The following is a 20,784-nucleotide window of genomic DNA, read 5'->3' as shown; positions in this document are numbered from 1 at the left end:
TTTTTGGCTATACTTTTTAACTTATGTAAAGTGATTATTACCTAAGTTAAAGGGGAAGAAAAAATGTTTGGGACTCACAAAAAATTCAATGCCAAAGTCAAATATATTGCCGGCGCTGCCGTTTGTGCCGCTTTATTGTCTGCTTGCGGCAGTGGCGGTGCATCTTTGGAAGACGATTTAAAGCATTATGTTGAATTTCAAAGTGTAATAAAAAGTATTCAAGAATTGAAACCGGCAGACGAATTGACGGTTGCCGATGAAGGCCGGATTAAAACCGCTTTTCAGAATTATCAGAAGCTGTCTGAACAAGACAAAAAATCCGTTCCCTCAGACAATGTAGAGAAGCTGAAAAATGCATTGCTGACGATTCAGGGCAACAAACAAGCCGCATCAACAGTGGATAAGATTATTGCCCAGTTGCCTTCGGCAAATCAAATCGATACGGCGGATGAAAGACAACAATTATTCCAAGCACTCAGACAATACAATGCTTTAACTGTGGCGCAAAAAACCTGGTTGTCTCCCTCGACAGGTAAAACGGTAGAAAGTTTTTCGGGTGCTTTTGTACTTGATAATGACAGCTTGCCGTCTTTAAATTTGCCGACTCCGAAACACACGGCATTTATCAGTTCTGCAACCGCTCAGCAGCAGAACCCGCATATGCAGCAGCGCATGGTGGATGGGAAAGTAGCATTGCTTAGCAATCAACCCCGTTTGATTCAGAGCTTGGATATCGTTAAAAATGATTCGGTGATTGTCGATGGTGTGATTTTAAACAATTCTCCAAAAGAGCCGGGCAATCCGACAACAGATGTGCAATATCTGACAACATATTCCGCAATCACTAAAGCCAAATCAGTGGGTAATTCCGGTGAAGATATTAGTGCTTTGTTGGGTAAAGACAAGGGTGTTTATTCTATTTCCAAGACCAGCTTTGATGAAGAAATTAAAGCACTGGTTGATAAAGTTTCGGATGTTTGGGACGAGATAGATAGGATTGAACAAGCGGAAAAAGAACAGGCTCAAGAAGCTAAAAATAATCAAGCTGAATTAGATAAATTAGCTTCATTATCTTTGCCATTGGAAGATCTGGAGCAGAAGAAAAAGGAATTGGGGAAGCAGAAACTAGAGATTGAAAAAGCAAAGCAGCAATTGGCAAAAGATAAAGAAATTGCTAAAGAAAAAATTATGCAATATGAGCCTCGGTATGCTAAAGAGATAGATTATGATTTGGTATTGGTCTTAGGGAAGCAAGTAATAAAAGCACTTACGCTAGAAAAACGCAGCTTGCCAAAAAGTGCTTTGTTATCGTTAATTTCAGCGTATAGACAACAGAATTCAATTGCTCAGGAAGTTGGGGATGCTTGGGAACGGCTGTCTAAAGACAAAAACAATGTTGCTGCTTGGGAAGTGATTAAGAAGCATAAACCGTTATTTACAGATCATATTATGCGTCGGGTTGTATTAGATGCTTATGAGAACATCACAGCCGAAGAAACGCCTTATATTCGTAAAGATAAAAACGGTTTGGTATTTGATCCGAGTCATTTCGATGGGATCTACTCGTTAAAATTTGAAGACGGTACGCATATTGTTCTTCATGATTCTGCGGCTGCAGGTTGGCATTACCAAACCTTTGCTTATTATACCGATCCGAAAAACGGTGTGATTTACGGCTACCAAAGCGTCGGCGATGAAACGCCGAAGGACGCGGTTCCGGATAAAGGAACGGCAACTTACTCAGGCATCACGACTGCGCGTTTGACAGATAACGGTGCGATGAATCATTTGACTGCAAGGGTGAATGCAGTGGCCGATTTTGCGAAAAAAGCCATTAGCTTCACAACATCTGATGCGCATACACATAGGATTAATGATCAAGGCTTTAGGGAATCACAATCTCTGGAGAAGTATAATTTATACGGTCATGCAACCTGGGAAGCTTCCAGTAATTCTTTTAAAGGAGATGTGTTCAGTACCGATAAGAGCTTGAAAGGTGAGTTAAACGGTAAATTCTATGGTGCCAGCGTGGCAGAGATCGGCGGTACGTACGGTTTGAAAGACCAAGCCGGTAAGATTCAGCTGATCGGCGGTTATGGTGCGGCACGCAAGTAAACGCGGTTCTGATTAAATAAGAAGAGAGGCCGTCTGAAATTTTCAGACGGCCTTTGTTTATTGATTTAAAAAGTTAAATGGATTGGGTTTGTGCTTCCAACCAAGCTTTGGCTTCGCCTTCAACCAAAGGCAGCAATTTTTCTCTGACTTCTGCGTGATAGCTGTTTAGCCAGTCGGTTTCTTCTGCCGTTAATAAGGTTTTTTCGATCAGGCGTGTGTCTATCGGGCATAGGGTTAGGGTTTCGAAGCGTAGATAGTTGCCGAATTCGGTTTCTGCCGGAGAGTCGACCGGAACGTTGGCAACCAGGTTTTCAATACGGATACCCCATTTGCCGGGTCGGTATAGTCCGGGTTCGTTGGAGGTAATCATACCGGCTTTCATGGCGTGGTTCGGGTTGACCGGTGCCATGTAGGCGATGGTTTGCGGGCCTTCGTGTACGTTGAGGAAGTAGCCGACGCCGTGCCCGGTGCCGTGTCCGTAGTTGCATTGGGCCTGCCATAGGGGTTTGCGGCAGATGGCGTCCAACATCGGGCCGGGGATGTTTTCCGGAAAAATGGTGGTAGCCAATGCGATATGTGCCTTTAAGACTAGGGTGAAGTCGCGTTTTTGTTCTTCAGACGGCGTGCCGATGGGAATAACGCGGGTAATGTCGGTGGTGCCGCCGTGATATTGGCCGCCGGAGTCGATGAGCAATAAGCCGTTGCCGGTAATAATGCTGTGGGCTTCGGGTGTGGCGCTGTAATGGGGCAGGGCGCCGTTTTGGTTGAAGCCTGCGATGGTGCCGAAGCTGGGGGAGACGAAACCGTTGCGGCGGCTGCGGTGCGCCAGCAGCATGGTGTCGACATCCAATTCGGTTACGGCTTCGCCTGCGGCGATTTTGCGTTCGAATTCGGCAAAGAAGCCGCATAATGCAGCACCGTCCTGCGCCATGGTGGTACGGATGTAGGCGAGATCGGCGGACGATTTGATGGATTTGAATAATGTACTCGGATTGATATGCTCGACCGTTTTTAAGTCTTTCGGCAGGTATTGGAGCGTGCTGACTGCTGTGCGCGCTGGGTCAATCATCAGGCCGCCTGAAAGTTGGGCAAGTGCTGCAGCCGCATCTTGGTAATCGGCAGTGTCGATTTGTGCTTCAGCCAATAGTTGGCGTGCTTCTTCGTTGAGCTGCTGTTGGTCAACCAAAAACAGGGTGGCGCGATTATGGCTGATCAGCAGGAAAGACAGGAATACGGGGTTGTAGGAAACGTCGCTGCCGCGCAAGTTGGTAATCCAGGCAATATCGTCAAGAGAGGAAACCAGATGGTGTGCTACGCCTTGCTGATGCATGAAAGAGCGTATGCGGTTGAGTTTGGCGGCCGCGCTTTCCGCAACGTATTCGGGGTTGTGTACGAAAATGGTTGAAGACGGCAGCGTCGGACGTTGCGGCCATACATTGGCGGCAATATCTTGGTCGTGTTGCAGCAGAATATGGCGGTCGGTAAATGCGGAAAGTAATTGCTGTTTGGCATTGAGCGACAGCATATCGGGCGCAATGCCGACAACGGCTTGTTCCGGCAGGTGTTGCGACAGCCATTCGGTGTAATTAGGTACGGCGCCGAGTTTCTGCAGGGTAATGCCGCTGCCGGACAATTGTTGTGCGGCTTGTTCCCAGTAACGGCTGTCCGCCCACAAACCGGCTTGCTTGGCGGTTACGACTAATGTACCTGCCGAACCGGTAAAGCCTGAAAAATAGACCCGGCTTTGCCAATGTTCCGGCAGATACTCGGAAAGATGGGGATCGGCAGTGGGAATGATCCATGCGTCGATACGGTGTTGCTGCATGGTTTCGCGCAAGGTTCGGATGCGTTCTACAACGGTACTCATGATGATGTCCTTGTAAGTTAGAGGCCGTCTGAAAAATTTCAGACGGCCTCACAATCGTTAATGGGTTTATAAACCGGCAGCGGCTTTCAATGCAGCGGCTTTGTCGGTACGCTCCCAAGTGAATTCAGGCTCTTCACGGCCGAAGTGGCCGTAAGCGGCGGACTTGCTGTAAATCGGGCGCAGCAGGTCGAGCATTTGTACGATGCCTTTCGGACGCAGGTCGAAATGTTCGCGCACGATTTGGATTAATTTGTCTTCATCGATTTTACCGGTGCCAAACGTATCAATGGAAATCGAAGTCGGTTCGGCAATACCGATAGCATAGGAAACTTGTACTTGGCATTGTGTCGCCAAACCTGCGGCAACGATATTTTTGGCAACATAACGGCAGGCATAAGCGGCGGAACGGTCGACTTTGGAAGGATCTTTGCCGGAGAAGGCGCCGCCGCCGTGCGGAGCGGCTCCGCCGTATGTATCGACAATGATTTTACGGCCGGTTAAGCCGCAGTCGCCTTGCGGGCCGCCGATGACGAAACGGCCTGTCGGGTTGATCAGGTATTTGGTGTCTTCGGTCAGCATGTCGGCAGGCAAAACCGGTTTGATGATTTGTTCGATGACTGCTTCACGCAATTCATCGTAGCCGATTTCAGGGTCGTGCTGTGTGGATAAGACAACGGTGTCGATGCGTTTTACTTTGCCGGTGTCGGCATCGTAAACGGCAGTAATTTGCGCTTTTGCGTCAGGGCGCAGCCAAGGCAGACGGCCGTCGCGGCGCAATTCGCTTTGGCGCTGCATCAGACGGTGGCTGTAATAAATGGCAAACGGCATCAGGGTCGGGGTTTCGTCGCAGGCATAGCCGAACATCAGGCCTTGGTCGCCCGCGCCTTGATCCAAATCCAAGCCTTCGCCTTCGTTTACGCCTTGGGCGATGTCGGGAGATTGCTGGTCGTAGCACATCATCACGGCGCAACCGTTGGCATCAAAACCCAATTCTGAAGAGTTGTAGCCGATGCGTTTGATGGTATCGCGCGCGATTTTGATATAGTCTACTTGCGCCGTTGTGGTAACTTCGCCGGCCAAGACGCACAAACCTGTGTTAACCAGAGTTTCGGCAGCCACGCGCGCAGTCGGGTCTTGTGCCAAAATGGCATCGAGAATGGCGTCGGAGATTTGGTCGGCCACTTTGTCGGGATGGCCTTCGGAAACGGATTCGGAGGTAAACAGATATTCGCTCATTTTTAACTTTTCCTGAGTGGCAGGCGTTTGAAGCGGCCTGCGTGGCTGGTAAAACAAAACACCGGCAGTAAGTTGTGCCGATTGGTGAGTAATAACATTCGGAGGCCGTCTGAAAAAACAGCAGGATCCGTTGCACTTTATTCGGGTTTTCGTTGTTTCGGCTCGTGCAGACGAAAAAAATCCCACATCAAGATGCGGGTTGTTCGTATTGCCCCTGCGGGCCACATCGACTGATCAGTCGTCCACCTTACCTTTTCATGTAAAAAGCAGGTTGGCATGGATTGATTCCCAACTCTTAATGCAGGCAGAATGGTAACAAGGTTTAGGGCTGTCGGCAAGGGGGTAAAGGCTTTTTACTACGTTCGTTTCATAGTGAAACCGCGCGGGATTTTGGGGTAAGGCGGTTTTCCATTACAATGTTTTCGAATTATTTTTTCATTGGCCGTATATGCAGATATTGTTTTCTTTCTTATTCCGCTGTCTGGCAGCCATGCCGTTGAGTTGGCTGCACAGGTTGGGCGGTATTTTGGGGAGCGCCGGTTTTAGGTTGCTGCCCAAAGAGCGCGAACGCATCCGCCGTCATTTGGATATCGGCGGTTTCCCATCCGACGACGATATGGTCAAGGCAATATTGCGGGAAACGGCCAAAGGCGGTTTGGAGCTGCCGGTCGCTTTTTTCAGACGGCCTGAACAGATTGAGACCTTATTTAAAACGGTTTACGGTTGGGAATATGTGCAGGACGCATTGGATAAAGGCGAGGGTTTGCTGTTGATTACACCGCATATCGGCAGCTATGACTTGGCAGGCCGTTATATCAGCCAGAAACTGCCTTTCCCTTTGACCGCAATGTACAAGCCACCAAAAATCAAAGCCTTGGATGAAATTATGCAGGCAGGGCGGGTACGAGGAAAAGGCAAGACCGCACCGACCAATATTCAGGGTGTCAAACAGTTGATCAAGGCTTTAAGAAACGGAGAGGCAACCATTATTCTGCCTGATCATGTGCCTTCTCCGGAGGAGGGGGGAGACGGTGTTTGGGTAGAATTTTTCGGCAAACCCGCTTATACCATGACTTTGGCCGGTAAGCTGGCGCAAGTGAAGAATGTGAAACCTTTGTTTTTTTGCGGAGAAAGACTGCCGTCCGGTAAAGGCTTTGTCCTGCATATCGAGCCGCTTAAAGGAACACTGACGGGGGATAAAGCTCAAGATGCACTTATCATGAACCAAAATGTTGAATACTGGATCCGTAAGTTTCCCAAGCAGTATCTGTTTGCTTACAACCGTTATAAACATCCTGCCGGTGCACCGTCGCCGTAAGGTTGCGATTAACAATAAACCAAGGCCGTCTGAATTTTCAGACGGCCTTGGTTTATTGTTAATCTGAATTGATAAATTTTAAAATTCGTTAAGAAGATAACTTTGTTTATCATATTTGGCTTAGATACCGTGATTTGAAAAATTGTATTCAAGTAATTTATTGAAATATATTGCTTTTAAAAATCGATAAATTGATTGATGAATGTCTGATTTACATAATCTTCATTGTTTTAATATAAAATAACATTAATAGGTTGCAAACGGGAATAATTTCTATTAATATCTGTTTGCTATGAAAAATGAACGCATTTTAAACTCATCCGTATTTGCCTTGATCGCGCTTTTGCACGTCGGTTTGATGTCCCTGTTGTGGCGGGCATACACGCCGGAGCAAGCCCCGGTCGAGCATATCGAATTTGTCGATTTGGCGGGCGATTTCGGCGGTGGCGACGGGCGCGAAGAAGGTGCGCAGGCCGCAGCTCCCGAACCTGTCAAGCCTAAAGTGGCTCCGAAACCGAAAGCGGAGGCACCCAAACCTGTATTGAAGCCGGTTATCACGAAAGACGATAAGGCCGATATACGTCAGAAAAAAGAAGAACCTAAGCCGAAACCGAAGCCCGAACCCAAGCCGGAGTCTAAGCCCGAGCCTCAAAAAGAAGCTAAAACCGAAACGGCTTCCGATAAAACACCTAAAAATGTTTCACCTGAAGGTAAAGGCAGTGGGGAAGGAACGGCGGCAGAAGGTAAAGGCACCGGAACCAAAGGTAAAGGCGACGGCCGCGGTACGGGCGAAGGTACCGGCAGCGGCAGCAAAACCGGCAGCGGCCATGGCGACGGCGGTGGCGGCAGCGGTCCGGGAAGCAGTTCGGGTAATGCCGTTAAGGCCACAGGCTCGATTCCGCGTCCTCCTTATCCTCCGCTTTCTTTGGAAAACGAAGAAGAAGGAACGGTTGTGCTGAAAGTGATGGTTGCACCTGACGGTAAGGTGACCAATGTTCGGGTGGCGAAAAGCAGCGGCTTTAAGCGTTTGGACAGCGCGGCTCAAAAAGCAGCGAGAAACGGCCGCTTCCAAGCCAGGGTTTGGACGGAATTTACGGTTCCTGTCGAATTTAAGATCGATTAATTTTTAGTAATTTATTTGAGTAAATGGAATAAGCGATGAATTTAGGATTGGTATTTGAGTCAGGCGATTTCGTACTGATTAGCGTATTTTTGCTGCTGGTGTTGATGAGTATCGTGACTTGGACGGTGATTGTGCTGCGTGCAATCAAATTGAGCAAAGCCAAGCGCGGTAATCAAGCTGCACGCGATTTGATTTGGAATGCACCGTCTTTGGCGGATGCTGAAAAGCAGGCGCGCGGTGTGGAATCTCCGATGAGCGATTTGGCTTTGGAAAGTATCCAAGCGCGTAAAAACTACTTTAAGCATCAAGAATCCCAACAAGCCGCTGCCGTGCCTTTGGACAAATATCTGACCAGCCAGATTTATCACAGCATGAGCCAAATTATGCGCCGTTTCGACGGCGGTATGACTGCTTTGGCTTCTATCGGTGCGACCGCGCCTTTTATCGGCCTGTTCGGTACGGTTTGGGGTATTTACCATGCTTTGATCAATATCAGTCAGAGCGGTCAAATGAGCATTGCCGCCGTAGCCGGCCCGATTGGTGAAGCATTGGTAGCGACTGCCGCCGGTTTGTTTGTGGCGATTCCCGCCGTATTGGCATACAACTTCCTAAACCGTGCCAATAAGACCCTGTTGCAGGATATGCGTGCATTTGCCCATGACCTGCATATCCAACTGGTTAACCAAAAGGATTAAATTATGGCTTTCGGCCCTATGAATTCGGATGAAGATGCACCGATGTCGGAAATCAACGTTACGCCTTTGGTGGATGTGATGTTGGTGCTGTTGATTGTATTTATGATTACCATGCCTGTTTTGACACACTCTATTCCTTTGCAGCTGCCGACTGCATCGGAAACGGCAAAGCAGGATGCACAGCCTAAAGAGCCGCTGCGATTAACCATTGACCCGGACGGCAATTACTATCTGGGTGCGGAATCTGCCAATAAATTAAGTTTGGAGCAGGTGGGTGAGCAACTGAAACAGGCTAAAACTGCTAATGAAGACACAATTTTAGCAATTGCGGCCGATAAAGCGGTGGAATATGACTACGTTGCCCAAGCCTTGAATGCCGCCCGTGAAATCGGTATCAGCAAAGTCGGTTTTGTAACGGAAACACGCAGCGAAGATTCTGCCAAGTAAGTCGAAAAGATACAGTGCATATCATTGGCAAAGAGAGGCAGATGGAATTCTGCCTCTTTTTTATTGAATATGTCACAGATAGGTTGGAGGCCGTCTGAAAATTCAGACGGCCTTTTAACATTAAATTGTGTTATCGTTATTTATGGGCTTGGCTATAACGATAAAAGTTGGCAGATAGTGAAAATTGCAGAAGCCGGCTTGGTTGGGCGGGGAAATGAAGCGGAAGCGTGGTTTATTGCTCTGTTTTGTCGTTTGACTTGGAAAATAATGGTTGATAAAAGGATTTAAGGCCGTCTGAATTTTCAGACGGCCTTTGCTATTGGTTTATATTTGGTTTGATGTTTGTTTGAGTCATAAATCGTGACTCGGTAAATCGGGTGGAAAGCTGGCTGAAGGCCGGTGCGGTAATCTTTTGGATCGCATGATGTTTTGGTTTGTGCTGATACGGATCAGACGACAGCTGGTTGAATAGATCATGGAAATGCAGGATGAATTCCAAATATCATGGCCGAGTGAGAACGGTATCGGGCTAAAATTTTTCAGACGGCCTCAAGCCGGGTATCGGTAATAAAAAAGCGCAAGCTTTTATGCTTGCGCTTTTTACGAAGACAGCAATTATTTCTTGTCGTCTTTGACTTCTTCAAATTCCGCATCAACTACGTCGTCGTCTTTTTTAGCTGACTCTTCGGCAGAAGCTTCGCCTGCTTGTGCTTCGGCTTGGGCTTGTGCGTAAACCATTTCGCCTAATTTTTGGCTGGCTGCGCCCAGGGCTTCGGCTTTGGCGTCGATGTCGGCTTTGTCTTCGCCTTTAACGGCTTCTTCAGCGGCTTTCAAAGCGTCCTCGATTTTGGCTTTTTCATCTGCATCCAGTTTGTCGCCGTATTCGCCCAATGATTTCTTCACTGAGTGGATCAGGGCTTCGGCTTGGTTGCGTGAAGCTACCAATTCGGTCAGTTTTTTATCTTCTTCGGCGTTAGCTTCGGCATCTTTTACCATGCGTTCGATTTCTTCTTCGCTCAAGCCTGAAGAACCTTGGATGGTAATGTTGGCTGCTTTGCCTGTACCTTTGTCTTTGGCAGAAACATGCAGGATACCGTTGGCATCAATGTCGAAGGTTACTTCGATTTGCGGCATACCGCGCGGAGCCGGTGCGATGTCGCCCAAGTTGAATTGCCCCAAAGATTTGTTGGCAGAAGCACGTTCGCGTTCACCTTGTAATACATGGATGGTTACGGCAGACTGGTTGTCTTCTGCGGTTGAGAACACTTGTGATGCTTTGGTCGGAATCGTGGTGTTCTTTTGGATCAGCTTGGTCATCACGCCGCCCATGGTTTCGATACCCAAAGACAGCGGGGTTACGTCGAGCAGCAATACGTCGCTGCGGCCGCCGCCCAATACTTCGCCTTGAATTGCTGCGCCTACGGCAACGGCTTCGTCAGGGTTCACGTCTTTGCGCGGCTCTTTGCCGAAGAAGTCTTTAACGGCTTCTTGTACTTTCGGCATACGGCTTTGACCGCCGACTAGAATCACGTCATTGATATCGCTTGCGCTCAAGCCTGCGTCTTTCAAAGCAATGCGGCAAGGTTCGATAGAACGGTTGATCAGGTCTTCAACCAGGCTTTCGAATTTGGCACGGGTGATTTTCAGTGCCAAGTGTTTCGGGCCGGTTGCGTCCATCGTGATGTACGGCAGGTTGATCTCGGTTTGTTGGCCGCTGGACAATTCGATTTTGGCTTTTTCTGCCGCTTCTTTCAGGCGTTGCAGTGCCATTACGTCTTGTTTCAGGTCTATGCCTTGTTCTTTCTTGAACTCGTCGATGATGTAGTCGATCAGGCGTTGGTCGAAGTCTTCACCGCCCAAGAAAGTGTCGCCGTTGGTGGCCAATACTTCAAACTGTTTGTCGCCGTCAACGTCTGCGATTTCGATGATGGAAATATCGAAAGTACCGCCGCCCAAGTCGTAAACCGCAACTTTACGGTCGCCGCCGCTGACTTTGTCCATACCGAATGCCAAAGCGGCTGCGGTCGGCTCGTTGATGATGCGTTTAACGTCCAAGCCGGCGATACGGCCTGCATCTTTGGTGGCTTGGCGTTGGCTGTCGTTAAAGTAGGCCGGAACGGTAATCACGGCTTCGGTTACTTTTTCGCCCAAGTAAGCTTCGGCAGCCTCTTTCATTTTGCGAAGAACTTCTGCAGAAATTTGCGGCGGAGATAATTCTTTGCCTTGTGCTTTCACCCATGCGTCGCCGTTGGCGGCTTTGATGATTTCGAAAGGCATAGAGTCGATGTCGCGTTGTACTTCTTTATCGTCGAATTTGTGGCCGATCAGGCGTTTTGCTGCATATACGGTGTTTTTGGCGTTGGTTACGGCTTGGCGTTTGGCAGGTGCGCCGACCAGAATTTCACCGCCGTCCAGGTAAGCGATAACAGAGGGCGTAGTGCGTGCGCCTTCGGCGTTCTCAATTACTTTGGTTTGGCCGTTTTCTGAAATCGCCAAACAAGAGTTGGTTGTACCTAAGTCGATACCGATTACTTTTGCCATTGTTTATAGCTCCTTAATAATATTTGAATGATTTGTTTGTTGCTTCGGGCTTGCTGCCCCGTTGGTCTGTTAGATAAGGTTGTTTTATCGGTTTTCAAGTGTGGATAACTATTTTTTTATGAATTTATTTTTCATGTAATTCATATAGATAGATTATTTATCAACAGACAGTTTGAATTTTTCAGACAGCCTTGCTTTATGCTTGAGGCCGTCTGAAAATCATGTGTTTTATGAAACGGGCAATGCGGTTTTTTCAGGCGTTGTTATCTTTTGCAACGGTTACCATCGCCGGACGCAATACGCGGTCTGACAGCAGGTAGCCTTTTTTCATCACGCTGACGATGGTGTTCGGCTCTTGCTCGCTTTCTACGGTCTGCATGGCTTGGTGTTGGTGCGGATCGAGTTTGTCGCCCGGTTGCGGGTTGATTTCTTTGATATGGGTGTTGTCAAAGGCTTTGTTTAATTCGTTCAAAGTCATTTGCACGCCCATTTTGAGTGCGTCGAAATTGCCGCTTTGATCCAGCAGGGCCATTTCCAGATAGTCTTTGACAACCAACATTTCGGCAGCGAATTTTTGGCCGGCGAATTTGTGGGCGGCAACGATTTCTTCTTGGTGGCGGCGGCGTAAGTTTTGTTCGTTGGCTAAGCCGCGCAATTGTTCGTCTTTCAGCATGCCTTCGAGTTCGGCTACTTTGGCTTCGAGTTCTTCGTAAGAAGGGGGCACGGCTTCTGCTTCGGCAGTTTGGGTTTCTGCTTGGGTTTCTACGGTTTCTGCTTCGTTTTCTTCGATGTTTTGGTTTTTGTCTGTCATGTCGTTGTTCCTATGGGGGTAAGGTAAAATTTTTCGGATTTTATATAAGGCCGTCTGAAAAATATTCAAGCTGTGCGTGCAAATATTGTGGGTTGCATTGCCGGGTTTGGGCTTGTCAAACGCATCAAAACATCATAAGGTTATTGTGGATTTTTTATCTCTCTATATATATGAAAATATAAGAAACGGCAGCGGATGAGGCCGTCTGAAAAAACGAATGCAAAGGATGAGTAGGATGAAACAGCAGTTGACCCAGATTCAAGGCAGGGCGGTGGCGGAAACAATGTTGGCCGGGTTTAACAAGCATTACAGTATGTATCGCGATGTCACAGCCGGTGCGAAGGCGTTGTTTGAAGAGTGTAATTGGAAGGGTATTCAAGATTTGGTTGCCGAGCGTATCCAAATGTATGACCAGCGTGTTCGCGAGTCGACTGAGCTGCTGCGGCGCGAATATGCGGCGAATGCTTTGAGCGATGATGTGTGGGCGGCGGCGAAGAAGGAATATATTGCTTTATTGGTGAACCACAAGCAGCCTGAATTGGCGGAAACGTTTTTTAATTCGGTATCTACCAAGCTGCTGGCCAAAGAGTATTACAACAATCAGTTTATCTTTGTGAAGCCTTCGACGAGCACGGAATATATCGATTCGGATCCGCCGACTTTCTGCTCGTTCTATCCCAGCCGCCAGGGTTTGCGCGGTTGCTTGCGGGATATTTTGCAGCATTTTGACTGGAAAGTGCCGTTTGCTCATGCGGGCAAGGATATCAGCAATATTTTGCGTGCGGCCAGACAGCATTTTCAAACGGAGTGGCCGCCTGAAGAATTGAATCTGCATGTGCAGGTGTTGAACTCGGCTTTTTACCGCAATAAGAGTGCTTATATTTTCGGGCGTATTATCAACGGCAGTACGCGCCATCCGTTTGCGTTGGCGGTGGTTCATGACGATGAAGGCCGTCTGATTGTGGACGCGGCTTTGTTTGATACGCGTCAGATTGCGGTGCTGTTTTCGTTTGCCCGTGCTTATTTTTTGGTGGACATGCCTGTGCCGAGCGGTTACATCCATTTTCTGCATGAAATGCTGCCGATGCGCTCGCGCGGCGATCTTTATACGATGGTGGGCCTGCACAAGCAGGGTAAGAATATTTGGTGGCGCGAGTTTACCCAGCATTTGGAATATTCTCAGGATAAGTTTATTTTGGCGCCGGGTATCAAGGGCTTGGTGATGAGCGTGTTTACCTTGCCGTCTTTCCCGTATGTGTTTAAGGTGATTAAAGACAAGTTCGGGCCGAATAAGGATTTCGATCAGCAATATGTGCGTCAGAAATATCTGTTGGTTAAAAAACATGATCGTGTCGGGCGGATGGCGGACACTTTGGAGTTTTCTAATGTGGCTTTGCCGAAGTCGCGCTGTGATGAAGAATTTTTGAATGAAATGCGCACGTTGGCACCGAGTCAGTTTGAGGAGGATGAAGACAGGGTCGTTATCAAGCATGTGTATGTGGAATACCGCTTGAAGCCGCTGAATCTGTTTATGCAGAAAGCCAAACCGGCGGAAAAAGCCGCAGCGGTCATCGATTACGGTTATGCGTTGAAAGAGCTCGCTTCGGCCAATATTTTCCCGGGCGATATGCTGTATAAAAACTTCGGTATGACCCGCTTTGGTCGTGTGATTTTCTATGATTATGACGAAATCGAATATATGACAGACTGTAATTTCCGCAAGATTCCGCCTGCGCCGAATCCCGAGTATGAGATGTCGGGCGAGGTTTGGTATCCGGTAAACAAGGGAGATGTGTTTCCGGAAGAGTTCGGGCCGTTTTTATTGGGTGAGCCGGACGTGCGGCAGGTATTTTTGCAGCACCACCGTGATTTGTTGACGGCTGAATTCTGGCAAGGTAAAAAAGACCGCTTGATGCAGGGTATTTACGATGATTTTTACCCGTATCCGCAATCGGTGCGTTTCTCTCCGGATGAAGTGGCCCAAGGTTTGGTGGACGATACGGATGCTTAAGGCCGTCTGAAAATCCGTTAGCCGAATAAAAATAAGATTGAAATTATTGAGGCCGTCTGAAAATTTCAGACGGCCTCAACGTTGTTCCCAAGTATTTAGAACAGGATGTCTTCAGGTTCAATACTGCGCGGTGTTGCCGGAACTTCGGTCGGTGTCACGTCGGTATAAACCGGCTCGACCGTTTCAGCAGCTTGCGGTGCAACAGACTGAAGAGGTGATTCAACTGCTTGCGGAGAAACCGGTACGTCAACAGCCGGCGTATCAATAGTCGGTACGGATACCGGAGCGGTAACGGGGGCTTCCGGCGTTTGGTTTCCGGCATCCACTTCGATAGCGCTGCCTTCAGGCAATACTTCGTCTTTTACCGGTGGCGGGGTAACGACAACAGGAGTCGGCTTGCTGTACGAAGACAGGCCTTGCGTCCAAGCCAATGATTGCAGCGGGCCTTTGGCTTTCGCTTTGGTTTTGCCTGTACAGGTTAAGCAGTTTGCCAAACCTGTTTTGGCTTTAAGAATGGCGTTGATGCGCTTGGTACTGATTTTTTTGCCGTTGGCTTTTGCCCAAGCTTCGATACTTTTACGCAATGAGTCGGTATCTAGATTTTTTTTGCTGTACGGGTCGCGGTAGGCGGCCAGCCATAAGTTTTTGTCGGCATCGACATTTAACGTAGCCATTTGGTAGATAACCGAAGCCGGCGAGCCGGTGGTGATTGATTTGGCAAATTCCATTGCGTCAGGCGACTTCATGCGGACACAGCCGTGGCTGCGGACGCCGGGAACGCTGCTCGGTGCATTGGTTCCGTGGATGCCCAAGCCCAGTTTCGGATTACCGAGACGGACAAATACCGGCCCCAAGGGATTGTTCGGGCCGGGCGGGACGGTTTTTACGCCGTCGTTGCGTTCTTTTTGAATGCTTTTCGGAATGTGCCAAGTCGGATTGAAGGCTTTGGGACCGATTTTGTGTTCGCCTAAATTGGTTTGCGTCATCGCTTTGCCTACGGCAACAGGATAGGCTTTGGTCAGCTTGCCGTCGGTGTAGAGAAACAGACGCTGCTGGGGAATATTGATAAATACGTGCTGACCCGAGCCGGCAGGGGAAACGTCGGGCACGGGTGTAGTTGCAGCAGCGTTGGCGGCCAATAACGCCGAAAATAAACCAAATCCTAAAAATTTCATTGTTGATTCAAAGTAGTGTGATTAAAACAGCCTGAAATCATACCTTAAACTCCCTTTTTTTGTGCGAAAATATCCGTTTCGGTTGTCGTTTGTTGATAAACGGTAAATGCTTTCGAGGATGTATCGGTAATGTCGGTTGAAGATGAGCTGCGGACAGCAGATGTTGTTTCTATAGATTACGAAGGGCGCGGAATTGCCCGACTGGACGGTAAAACGGTTTTTATTAAAGGGGCATTGCCGTCTGAAAAAGTAGTTTGCCGGATAACGCAACGTAAGAAACAATTTGATGAAGCGGTGGTCGAAAAAGTACTTGTGCCGTCGCCGGAACGGGTGAAACCGTTTTGTCGCTATTTTGATACATGTGGCGGATGTGCGCTTCAACATGCTTCGGATGAGGCGCAGGTTGCATATAAACAACGGGTGATGGAAGAGCAGTTGTTGCGGATTGGCAAAGTGTTTCCCGAACAAATACTGCCGCCAATTTACGGTTTTTCACGGCATTATCGCTCCCGTTGCCGTTTGGCAGTGCGCGTCGGTAAAGAAAACCAACTGACTTTGGGTTTTCAAGCGAAGAAAAGTCATGATGTGGTTGATGTCGGAAGCTGTATCGTTTTACCAAAACATATTTCAAAATCTTTACATGATGTGAAAATGGTTTTACAGTTTATGGTAAACTTAAAAACATTAATTACATTTATAGAGTTTTTGGACGGAGACAATCTGACGGTGTTGAATATTTCTGTTAAACAGAGGCCGTCTGAAAAATCGTTGAGTGTTTTGAAAACGTTTACCGATGAAATAAACAGGCAAAACGGTAAGAAGTGGCAGGTTTGGCTGCAAATCGGCAATAACCCGTCCGAACCATTTTATCCAAGCCGGATGCCTGATTTGGATTACAGCTTGCCGGAGTTTGATGTGGTTATGCCTTACCGGCCGGGGGATTTTACACAAAACAATCCGCATACGAATGCATTGATGGTCAGCAGGGCGGTTAAGCTTCTTGATATCCGGCCGGGTGAGCGTGTGGCAGATTTGTTTTGCGGCTTGGGGAATTTCAGTTTGCCGCTAGCCAGATACGCTGCCCAAGTTGTCGGAATTGAGGGGGCGGATTACTTAGTCAAGCGTGCGGTTGAGAATGCCAAACGTAACCGGTGCTCATCAAATACGCAATTTTTAAAAGCAGATTTGTTTGAAATTACTGAAAAAGATATAGCTGCTTGGGGAAAGTTCGACAAAATGCTGCTTGATCCTCCCAGAAGTGGCGCATTTGCAGTAGTCAATGCGTTACACGCCCCCTATTTGCCGCAGCGTATTGTTTATATTTCGTGTAATCCGGGTACTTTTGCCAGAGATGCCGCTGTTTTGGTCGGGAAGGGGTACAGCTTTAAAGGAGCCGGAATTATGAATCTTTTTGCTCAAACCGCTCATGTCGAATCGATAGGATGGTTTGAATTGCAGCATTAATTATCTGATTGGTTTGGGAAAGGTTTTTAATGTAAGAAATAAAAAAAACATGCTAACATAATAACGAGTCTTTTATAGCCGGTGTCAGAATAATATTGTGCATAATTGATTTCATAAGATTAAGTAGTAAAAGCTGAAGCATGATTAATAAATGTTTGCTTAATAATATTTAGCGGGAGATGTTTTTTGAATTACTCACTCTTACTGGCATTATTTATATTATTGCTGGTTGTGCTGATATTGATGCGCGCCAAGCAGGGTGGAAATAAAGCCGAAAATACAAAAAATAAACCAGCTGCCAAGAAAAATCACAAAGTCCAAAAAGGGGAAGATAACAGTGATTGGGCTCAGCAGGTGGATCAGTCCGTGTCGGATGACGACGGGCAGGATTGGAATTGGGGCAGTGATGCGAATGTCGACAGCTACACCACTTCCGTTTCTGCACAAGAAGTCGATCCTTTGACAGAGTATCAAGTTTATAAGCAGTTTGGCTATGAAGATAAAGCTGCGTTGTCATTATCGGGTTATTTAAACAGCCTGACTGCCGGTGCACCGGAGAAATTGGTGCACGAATTAATCGGTTTGAGTTTGCGCATCGGTAATATCGATCTTTTAGCAGATACTTTGGATCGTTATGGGAGTATCTTGTCTGGTGACGGTTTGGCCGAGTATGTTAAAGCGGGCTTAACGGCAGATTCTACCCATCTTCCTTTAAGGGTGTTGGCAGAAGCTAAGTTAGGGTGGTCTGTTGAAGAAGTTGCCCGTCAAATCGGTGAGAAAACCGGCTTGGAAGAAGCGGAAAGTGCAAATACGGTGTTGAATATCGGTGTGGATGGCCGTTCGGCTGCTCCTGCTGCAGAAGCAAGCAGAAATCCTATTGTACTTGGAAAAGCAGATATCAATTCTCTTACCGAAGAAGAAATGAGTGCGGTCATCGGTTTTGTGAAGCCGGAAAAAGGTGTCAAGCTGCTTAAAAATAAAGCGGATTATAAGACAGCTTTAGAGCAATATAATCGTGCAATTCAAAAATCTCCCAAGCCTGCCAGTCTGATTATTGATGCTTTGAAGTTGGATTATCAACATGAAGAAGTCGGACAATTTGCAAAGCATTTATGGAAGTTATATTACTCTTTAGGGCAATACGGACGCCAGGTTAAAGAACGTATGTTGGGTTGGGGTTACAGCCTCGGCTATCATGAAGTTTTCGATGACTTGGAGCAAGGTCCGAGCGAACAGCGGATTCGTGAAATCGGTTTGGAAAAGGGGTATTTGTTGCCTAGCTCCCGTCAGGTTAAAGCAAAGTATAGAGATTTGGTTAAGAAAAATCTTTCAGACGGCCAAATCGATATGTCTCCCGAAGAAGCTGCAATCAAAGAAGTTGAAGCATTGTTGATGTACGGTCAATTGGATCAGGCTATTGGCACACTTGAGCAAGCTGTATTGCAATATCCTGAGGAATCCCAGCTTTATGTAATGTTGTTTGATTTATATGAGCGCGGTGAAGAATGGGGACGTTTGGAGCAATTTTTACGCTTGCTGCGTGAGCGTGTAGAGAGCTTACCTGAAGAAGTTGTGTTGGCGATGAGTAGATTGTTGAAACGTGTCAACCAACAATCGTGATGATGAAATCAATAAATGTTAAGAGTATCAAATAATGGAAAATCTGCTTCCGAAAGTTAAAACCGTTCGGGTAATGTTACAAAATATGGGCGAGCAGCAGGATGCTGTGTTCCGAATGGCCTTTAAAATGCACAATACAACCAATTATCAGGTTGTTGGAGAAGATTCAGATGAGCAGCCGGATTTAATTTTGGTAGATACTGATGCGGATGAAGGTGTGCAAAAATGGCGTGCGCTAAAGGGAAAATATCCGTCTGTTCCTGTTGTGATGTTTTCTGCTGCAGATCCTGAAGAAACGACACCGTATTTGGCAAAGCCGATTAAGTTTGATACCTTGTTTCCCATTTTGCGTACCCTGGCGCAAGGTGGTGGTATATTTGATGCCAGTTGTAAAGGTGAAGGGTGCAGCGAAAAAGGGGATGCATCCGTAAGAAAAACGACTATTAAGCGTTTTAATCCTCAACGGGGCTTGTTGGGGGCATTAAAATATGCGAGCCAAAGCAACCAAGATATTGCCGTATTGCATAACGGCAAACCGGTATTTATTGTATTTCCAAGCATTCAGAGGGTTTTATTGACCGTTGGTGCTGCAGACTTGGAAAAATTATGCAAAGATGATAATTTGCATGTTGAGTGCAAAAATGTTCCGGATAATCCCGCCTGGAAAGAAAAAGCCAAAGTAACAATCATGTCTTGTTTGTGGCAGATGGCAATTTGGACTGCTCAAGGGCGTTTGATTTATCCTATGACACCGCAAACCGTTTTCACTTTGAAAAAATGGCCTAATTTAACACGATTAGCTCCTGTGCCGGAGTCAATGCGGTTGTCGGCTTTTTTGACAAAAACTTCTGTGAACTTGAACATTCTGTATAAAGTTATGCCTTTAGAAATGCCAGATATTTTAAATTATTTGGCTGCAACTTCCGTTACAGGTTTCTTGGCAACAGATAATGAGTTTGTTGCTGCAGAAAATACTGCTGTTGAAGACAAAATGAGCGTTAACAGTGATGTTCCTGATAACCAAATGGCTAAAGATGCCCAAAAAGCCGTTAGTCCTTCAGCAGAACAACCTCGTAGTTTGTTGCAACGCTTGATGCGTAAATTATTGGGTAGAGGTTAACAAAAGGATATATTGTGAAAGAAAATAAAATTATCTTTACCGGACCAGTAGGAGTGGGGAAAACGACTGCTATTTCTGCTTTATCAGATGAGCCTCCGGTTCAGACGGATGCCAGTGCATCTGATATGACTTTGGTAAGAAAAGGGCATACAACAGTTGCAATGGATTATGGTGTAATCCATTTAGATGAAGATATTAAAGTCCATCTGTACGGTACTCCCGGTCAAGAACGGTTTAACTTTATGTGGGAGATTTTGAGTCAGGGAAGTATGGGGTTGATTTTACTGTTAGACAATACACGAACTAACCCTTTGAAAGATTTGCAGTTCTTTTTAGATGCTTTTAAAGAGTTGTTGAAAACTGCTCCTCTGGTTGTTGGTGTAACTAAAATGGATATTCGTTCATTGCCTGGAGTAGATGTGTATCAGAAATACTTGGCTCAAAATAATTTTAATGTCCCGGTTTTTGAAATTGATGCTCGTCAAGAAAATGACGTAAAACAGCTTGTAAGTGCAATGTTGTTTTCTATTGATCCGGGTTTGGAGGTATAAGGATGGAACCAACACTTGCATTACAGTCAAACTTATATCCTAGGGTTACACCGGCTGGAGCGTATTATGCTGTTTCTGCTAATACCCCCAGTCCAAGTCGGACATTATTATACGGTTTATTACGCGCCGACCCCTCTGAAACCATTAGTAGTGAAAAGCTATTGGAATGGACTGAAACAGATGATTTGGAAACTGCGTTAAATTTGTTATACCGTTTGCAGCGCTTAGAGTTTTTATACGGTGAAGATAATTACAGTCCTGTAGAGACATATATGCCGGATGAACAGCTACCTGATTTGTTGGCTGAATTATCCAGTGAAGGTAAAGCATTATTGGCGGATGAAAACGGATTGTATTTTGCGAATGCTGGTTTTCATCATGAAGCTGCAGAGGAATTGGGTATTTTAGCCAGTGAAATGGCTGTTGTATCTGATAAACATCAGTTGTTGATAAAAAATAATTTACATATTCATCATGGTTCTTGGGGGATTTGTGATCCGAGTGGCCAGAGTGAGCTGACTTTTTTTCCGTTATATATAGGGAAAACCAAGCTTATTTTAGTTGTTGGCGGTATGCCTGATTTAAACAAAGATGAATTTGTCTTTTTAGTTAAAGCATTATACGGTCGCTATGCATCTTTGTAATGATCGATTGGATTGGTTTTAATTGTTATTTATAAATGGATAAATT

Annotated in this window: 16 protein-coding genes and 1 riboswitch; of the genes, 11 read left to right on the top strand and 5 right to left on the bottom strand. The window is 46.6% G+C overall.

Annotated elements, in window-relative coordinates:
* The first annotated feature begins 63 nt into the window (after window positions 1-63).
* The gene (locus tag EL309_RS04100; protein WP_004282598.1) at window positions 64-2,115 is read left to right on the top strand and encodes a transferrin-binding protein-like solute binding protein; all 2,052 of its coding nucleotides are present in this window, start codon (window positions 64-66) and stop codon (window positions 2,113-2,115) included.
* A 73-nt stretch (window positions 2,116-2,188) separates the two neighbouring features.
* Here EL309_RS04100 and EL309_RS04095 read toward each other — a convergent pair whose 3' ends face one another.
* Window positions 2,189-3,982: an aminopeptidase P family protein gene (locus EL309_RS04095; RefSeq protein WP_004282599.1), complete on the bottom strand. Its 1,794-nt coding sequence runs from the start codon at window positions 3,980-3,982 to the stop codon at window positions 2,189-2,191.
* Window positions 3,983-4,048: 66 nt separating this feature from the next.
* Window positions 4,049-5,218 (bottom strand): methionine adenosyltransferase, encoded by a 1,170-nt coding sequence (gene metK / locus EL309_RS04090; RefSeq protein ID WP_004282600.1) that lies wholly within the window; start codon window positions 5,216-5,218, stop codon window positions 4,049-4,051.
* A 193-nt stretch (window positions 5,219-5,411) separates the two neighbouring features.
* A riboswitch (SAM-I-IV-variant riboswitch) is annotated at window positions 5,412-5,525 on the bottom strand.
* 141 nt (window positions 5,526-5,666) lie between these two features.
* Here metK and EL309_RS04085 point away from each other — a divergent pair.
* The 4 genes from EL309_RS04085 (at window position 5,667) to EL309_RS04070 (ending at window position 8,801) form a co-directional block, all read left to right on the top strand.
* Window positions 5,667-6,536: a lysophospholipid acyltransferase family protein gene (locus tag EL309_RS04085; RefSeq protein ID WP_004285606.1), complete on the top strand. Its 870-nt coding sequence runs from the start codon at window positions 5,667-5,669 to the stop codon at window positions 6,534-6,536.
* Window positions 6,537-6,828: 292 nt separating this feature from the next.
* Window positions 6,829-7,659, top strand: coding sequence for an energy transducer TonB (locus EL309_RS04080; RefSeq protein ID WP_004282602.1), 831 nt, complete (start codon window positions 6,829-6,831; stop codon window positions 7,657-7,659).
* 35 nt (window positions 7,660-7,694) lie between these two features.
* Window positions 7,695-8,354 carry a MotA/TolQ/ExbB proton channel family protein gene (locus EL309_RS04075; RefSeq protein ID WP_004282603.1) on the top strand — a complete coding sequence of 220 codons (660 nt, stop codon included), beginning with the start codon at window positions 7,695-7,697 and terminating at the stop codon, window positions 8,352-8,354.
* Between the two features lie 3 nt (window positions 8,355-8,357).
* The gene (locus tag EL309_RS04070; protein WP_004282604.1) at window positions 8,358-8,801 is read left to right on the top strand and encodes an ExbD/TolR family protein; all 444 of its coding nucleotides are present in this window, start codon (window positions 8,358-8,360) and stop codon (window positions 8,799-8,801) included.
* A gap of 615 nt (window positions 8,802-9,416) precedes the next feature.
* On the opposite strand, the gene dnaK is transcribed toward EL309_RS04070, so the two are convergent.
* Both dnaK and grpE read right to left on the bottom strand, forming a co-directional pair.
* A complete protein-coding gene (gene dnaK / locus EL309_RS04065; protein ID WP_004282606.1) occupies window positions 9,417-11,342 on the bottom strand; it encodes a molecular chaperone DnaK in 1,926 nt (641 codons plus the stop codon).
* A gap of 253 nt (window positions 11,343-11,595) precedes the next feature.
* Entirely contained in the window at window positions 11,596-12,153 is a 558-nt protein-coding gene (gene grpE / locus EL309_RS04060) for a nucleotide exchange factor GrpE (RefSeq protein WP_004282607.1), read from the bottom strand.
* A 235-nt stretch (window positions 12,154-12,388) separates the two neighbouring features.
* Between grpE and aceK the strand changes: the two genes are divergently transcribed.
* On the top strand, window positions 12,389-14,164 hold the full coding sequence (aceK, locus tag EL309_RS04055; RefSeq protein WP_004282609.1) for a bifunctional isocitrate dehydrogenase kinase/phosphatase: 1,776 nt from the start codon (window positions 12,389-12,391) through the stop codon (window positions 14,162-14,164).
* Between the two features lie 95 nt (window positions 14,165-14,259).
* Here aceK and EL309_RS04050 read toward each other — a convergent pair whose 3' ends face one another.
* Window positions 14,260-15,339, bottom strand: a complete 1,080-nt coding sequence (locus tag EL309_RS04050) for a L,D-transpeptidase (protein ID WP_004282610.1) — start codon at window positions 15,337-15,339, stop codon at window positions 14,260-14,262.
* A gap of 129 nt (window positions 15,340-15,468) precedes the next feature.
* Between EL309_RS04050 and rlmD the strand changes: the two genes are divergently transcribed.
* From rlmD to EL309_RS04025, 5 genes are all read left to right on the top strand, one after another.
* Complete coding sequence (gene rlmD / locus EL309_RS04045) at window positions 15,469-16,803, top strand: 23S rRNA (uracil(1939)-C(5))-methyltransferase RlmD (protein ID WP_004282611.1); 1,335 nt, start codon at window positions 15,469-15,471, stop codon at window positions 16,801-16,803.
* Window positions 16,804-17,046: 243 nt separating this feature from the next.
* Window positions 17,047-18,423 (top strand): tetratricopeptide repeat protein, encoded by a 1,377-nt coding sequence (locus EL309_RS04040; protein ID WP_232014436.1) that lies wholly within the window; start codon window positions 17,047-17,049, stop codon window positions 18,421-18,423.
* 34 nt (window positions 18,424-18,457) lie between these two features.
* Window positions 18,458-19,543, top strand: coding sequence for a response regulator (locus tag EL309_RS04035; RefSeq protein WP_004282613.1), 1,086 nt, complete (start codon window positions 18,458-18,460; stop codon window positions 19,541-19,543).
* Between the two features lie 14 nt (window positions 19,544-19,557).
* Window positions 19,558-20,094 carry a GTP-binding protein gene (locus EL309_RS04030; protein WP_004282614.1) on the top strand — a complete coding sequence of 179 codons (537 nt, stop codon included), beginning with the start codon at window positions 19,558-19,560 and terminating at the stop codon, window positions 20,092-20,094.
* Between the two features lie 2 nt (window positions 20,095-20,096).
* Window positions 20,097-20,738 carry a hypothetical protein gene (locus EL309_RS04025; RefSeq protein ID WP_036494443.1) on the top strand — a complete coding sequence of 214 codons (642 nt, stop codon included), beginning with the start codon at window positions 20,097-20,099 and terminating at the stop codon, window positions 20,736-20,738.
* Window positions 20,739-20,784 lie beyond the last annotated feature (46 nt).

Origin of the sequence: Neisseria weaveri, from assembly GCF_900638685.1 — a bacterium.
In the GTDB taxonomy this organism is placed as follows: Bacteria; Pseudomonadota; Gammaproteobacteria; order Burkholderiales; family Neisseriaceae; genus Neisseria; species Neisseria weaveri.
This window is presented reverse-complemented; position numbering and strand designations above follow the sequence as displayed.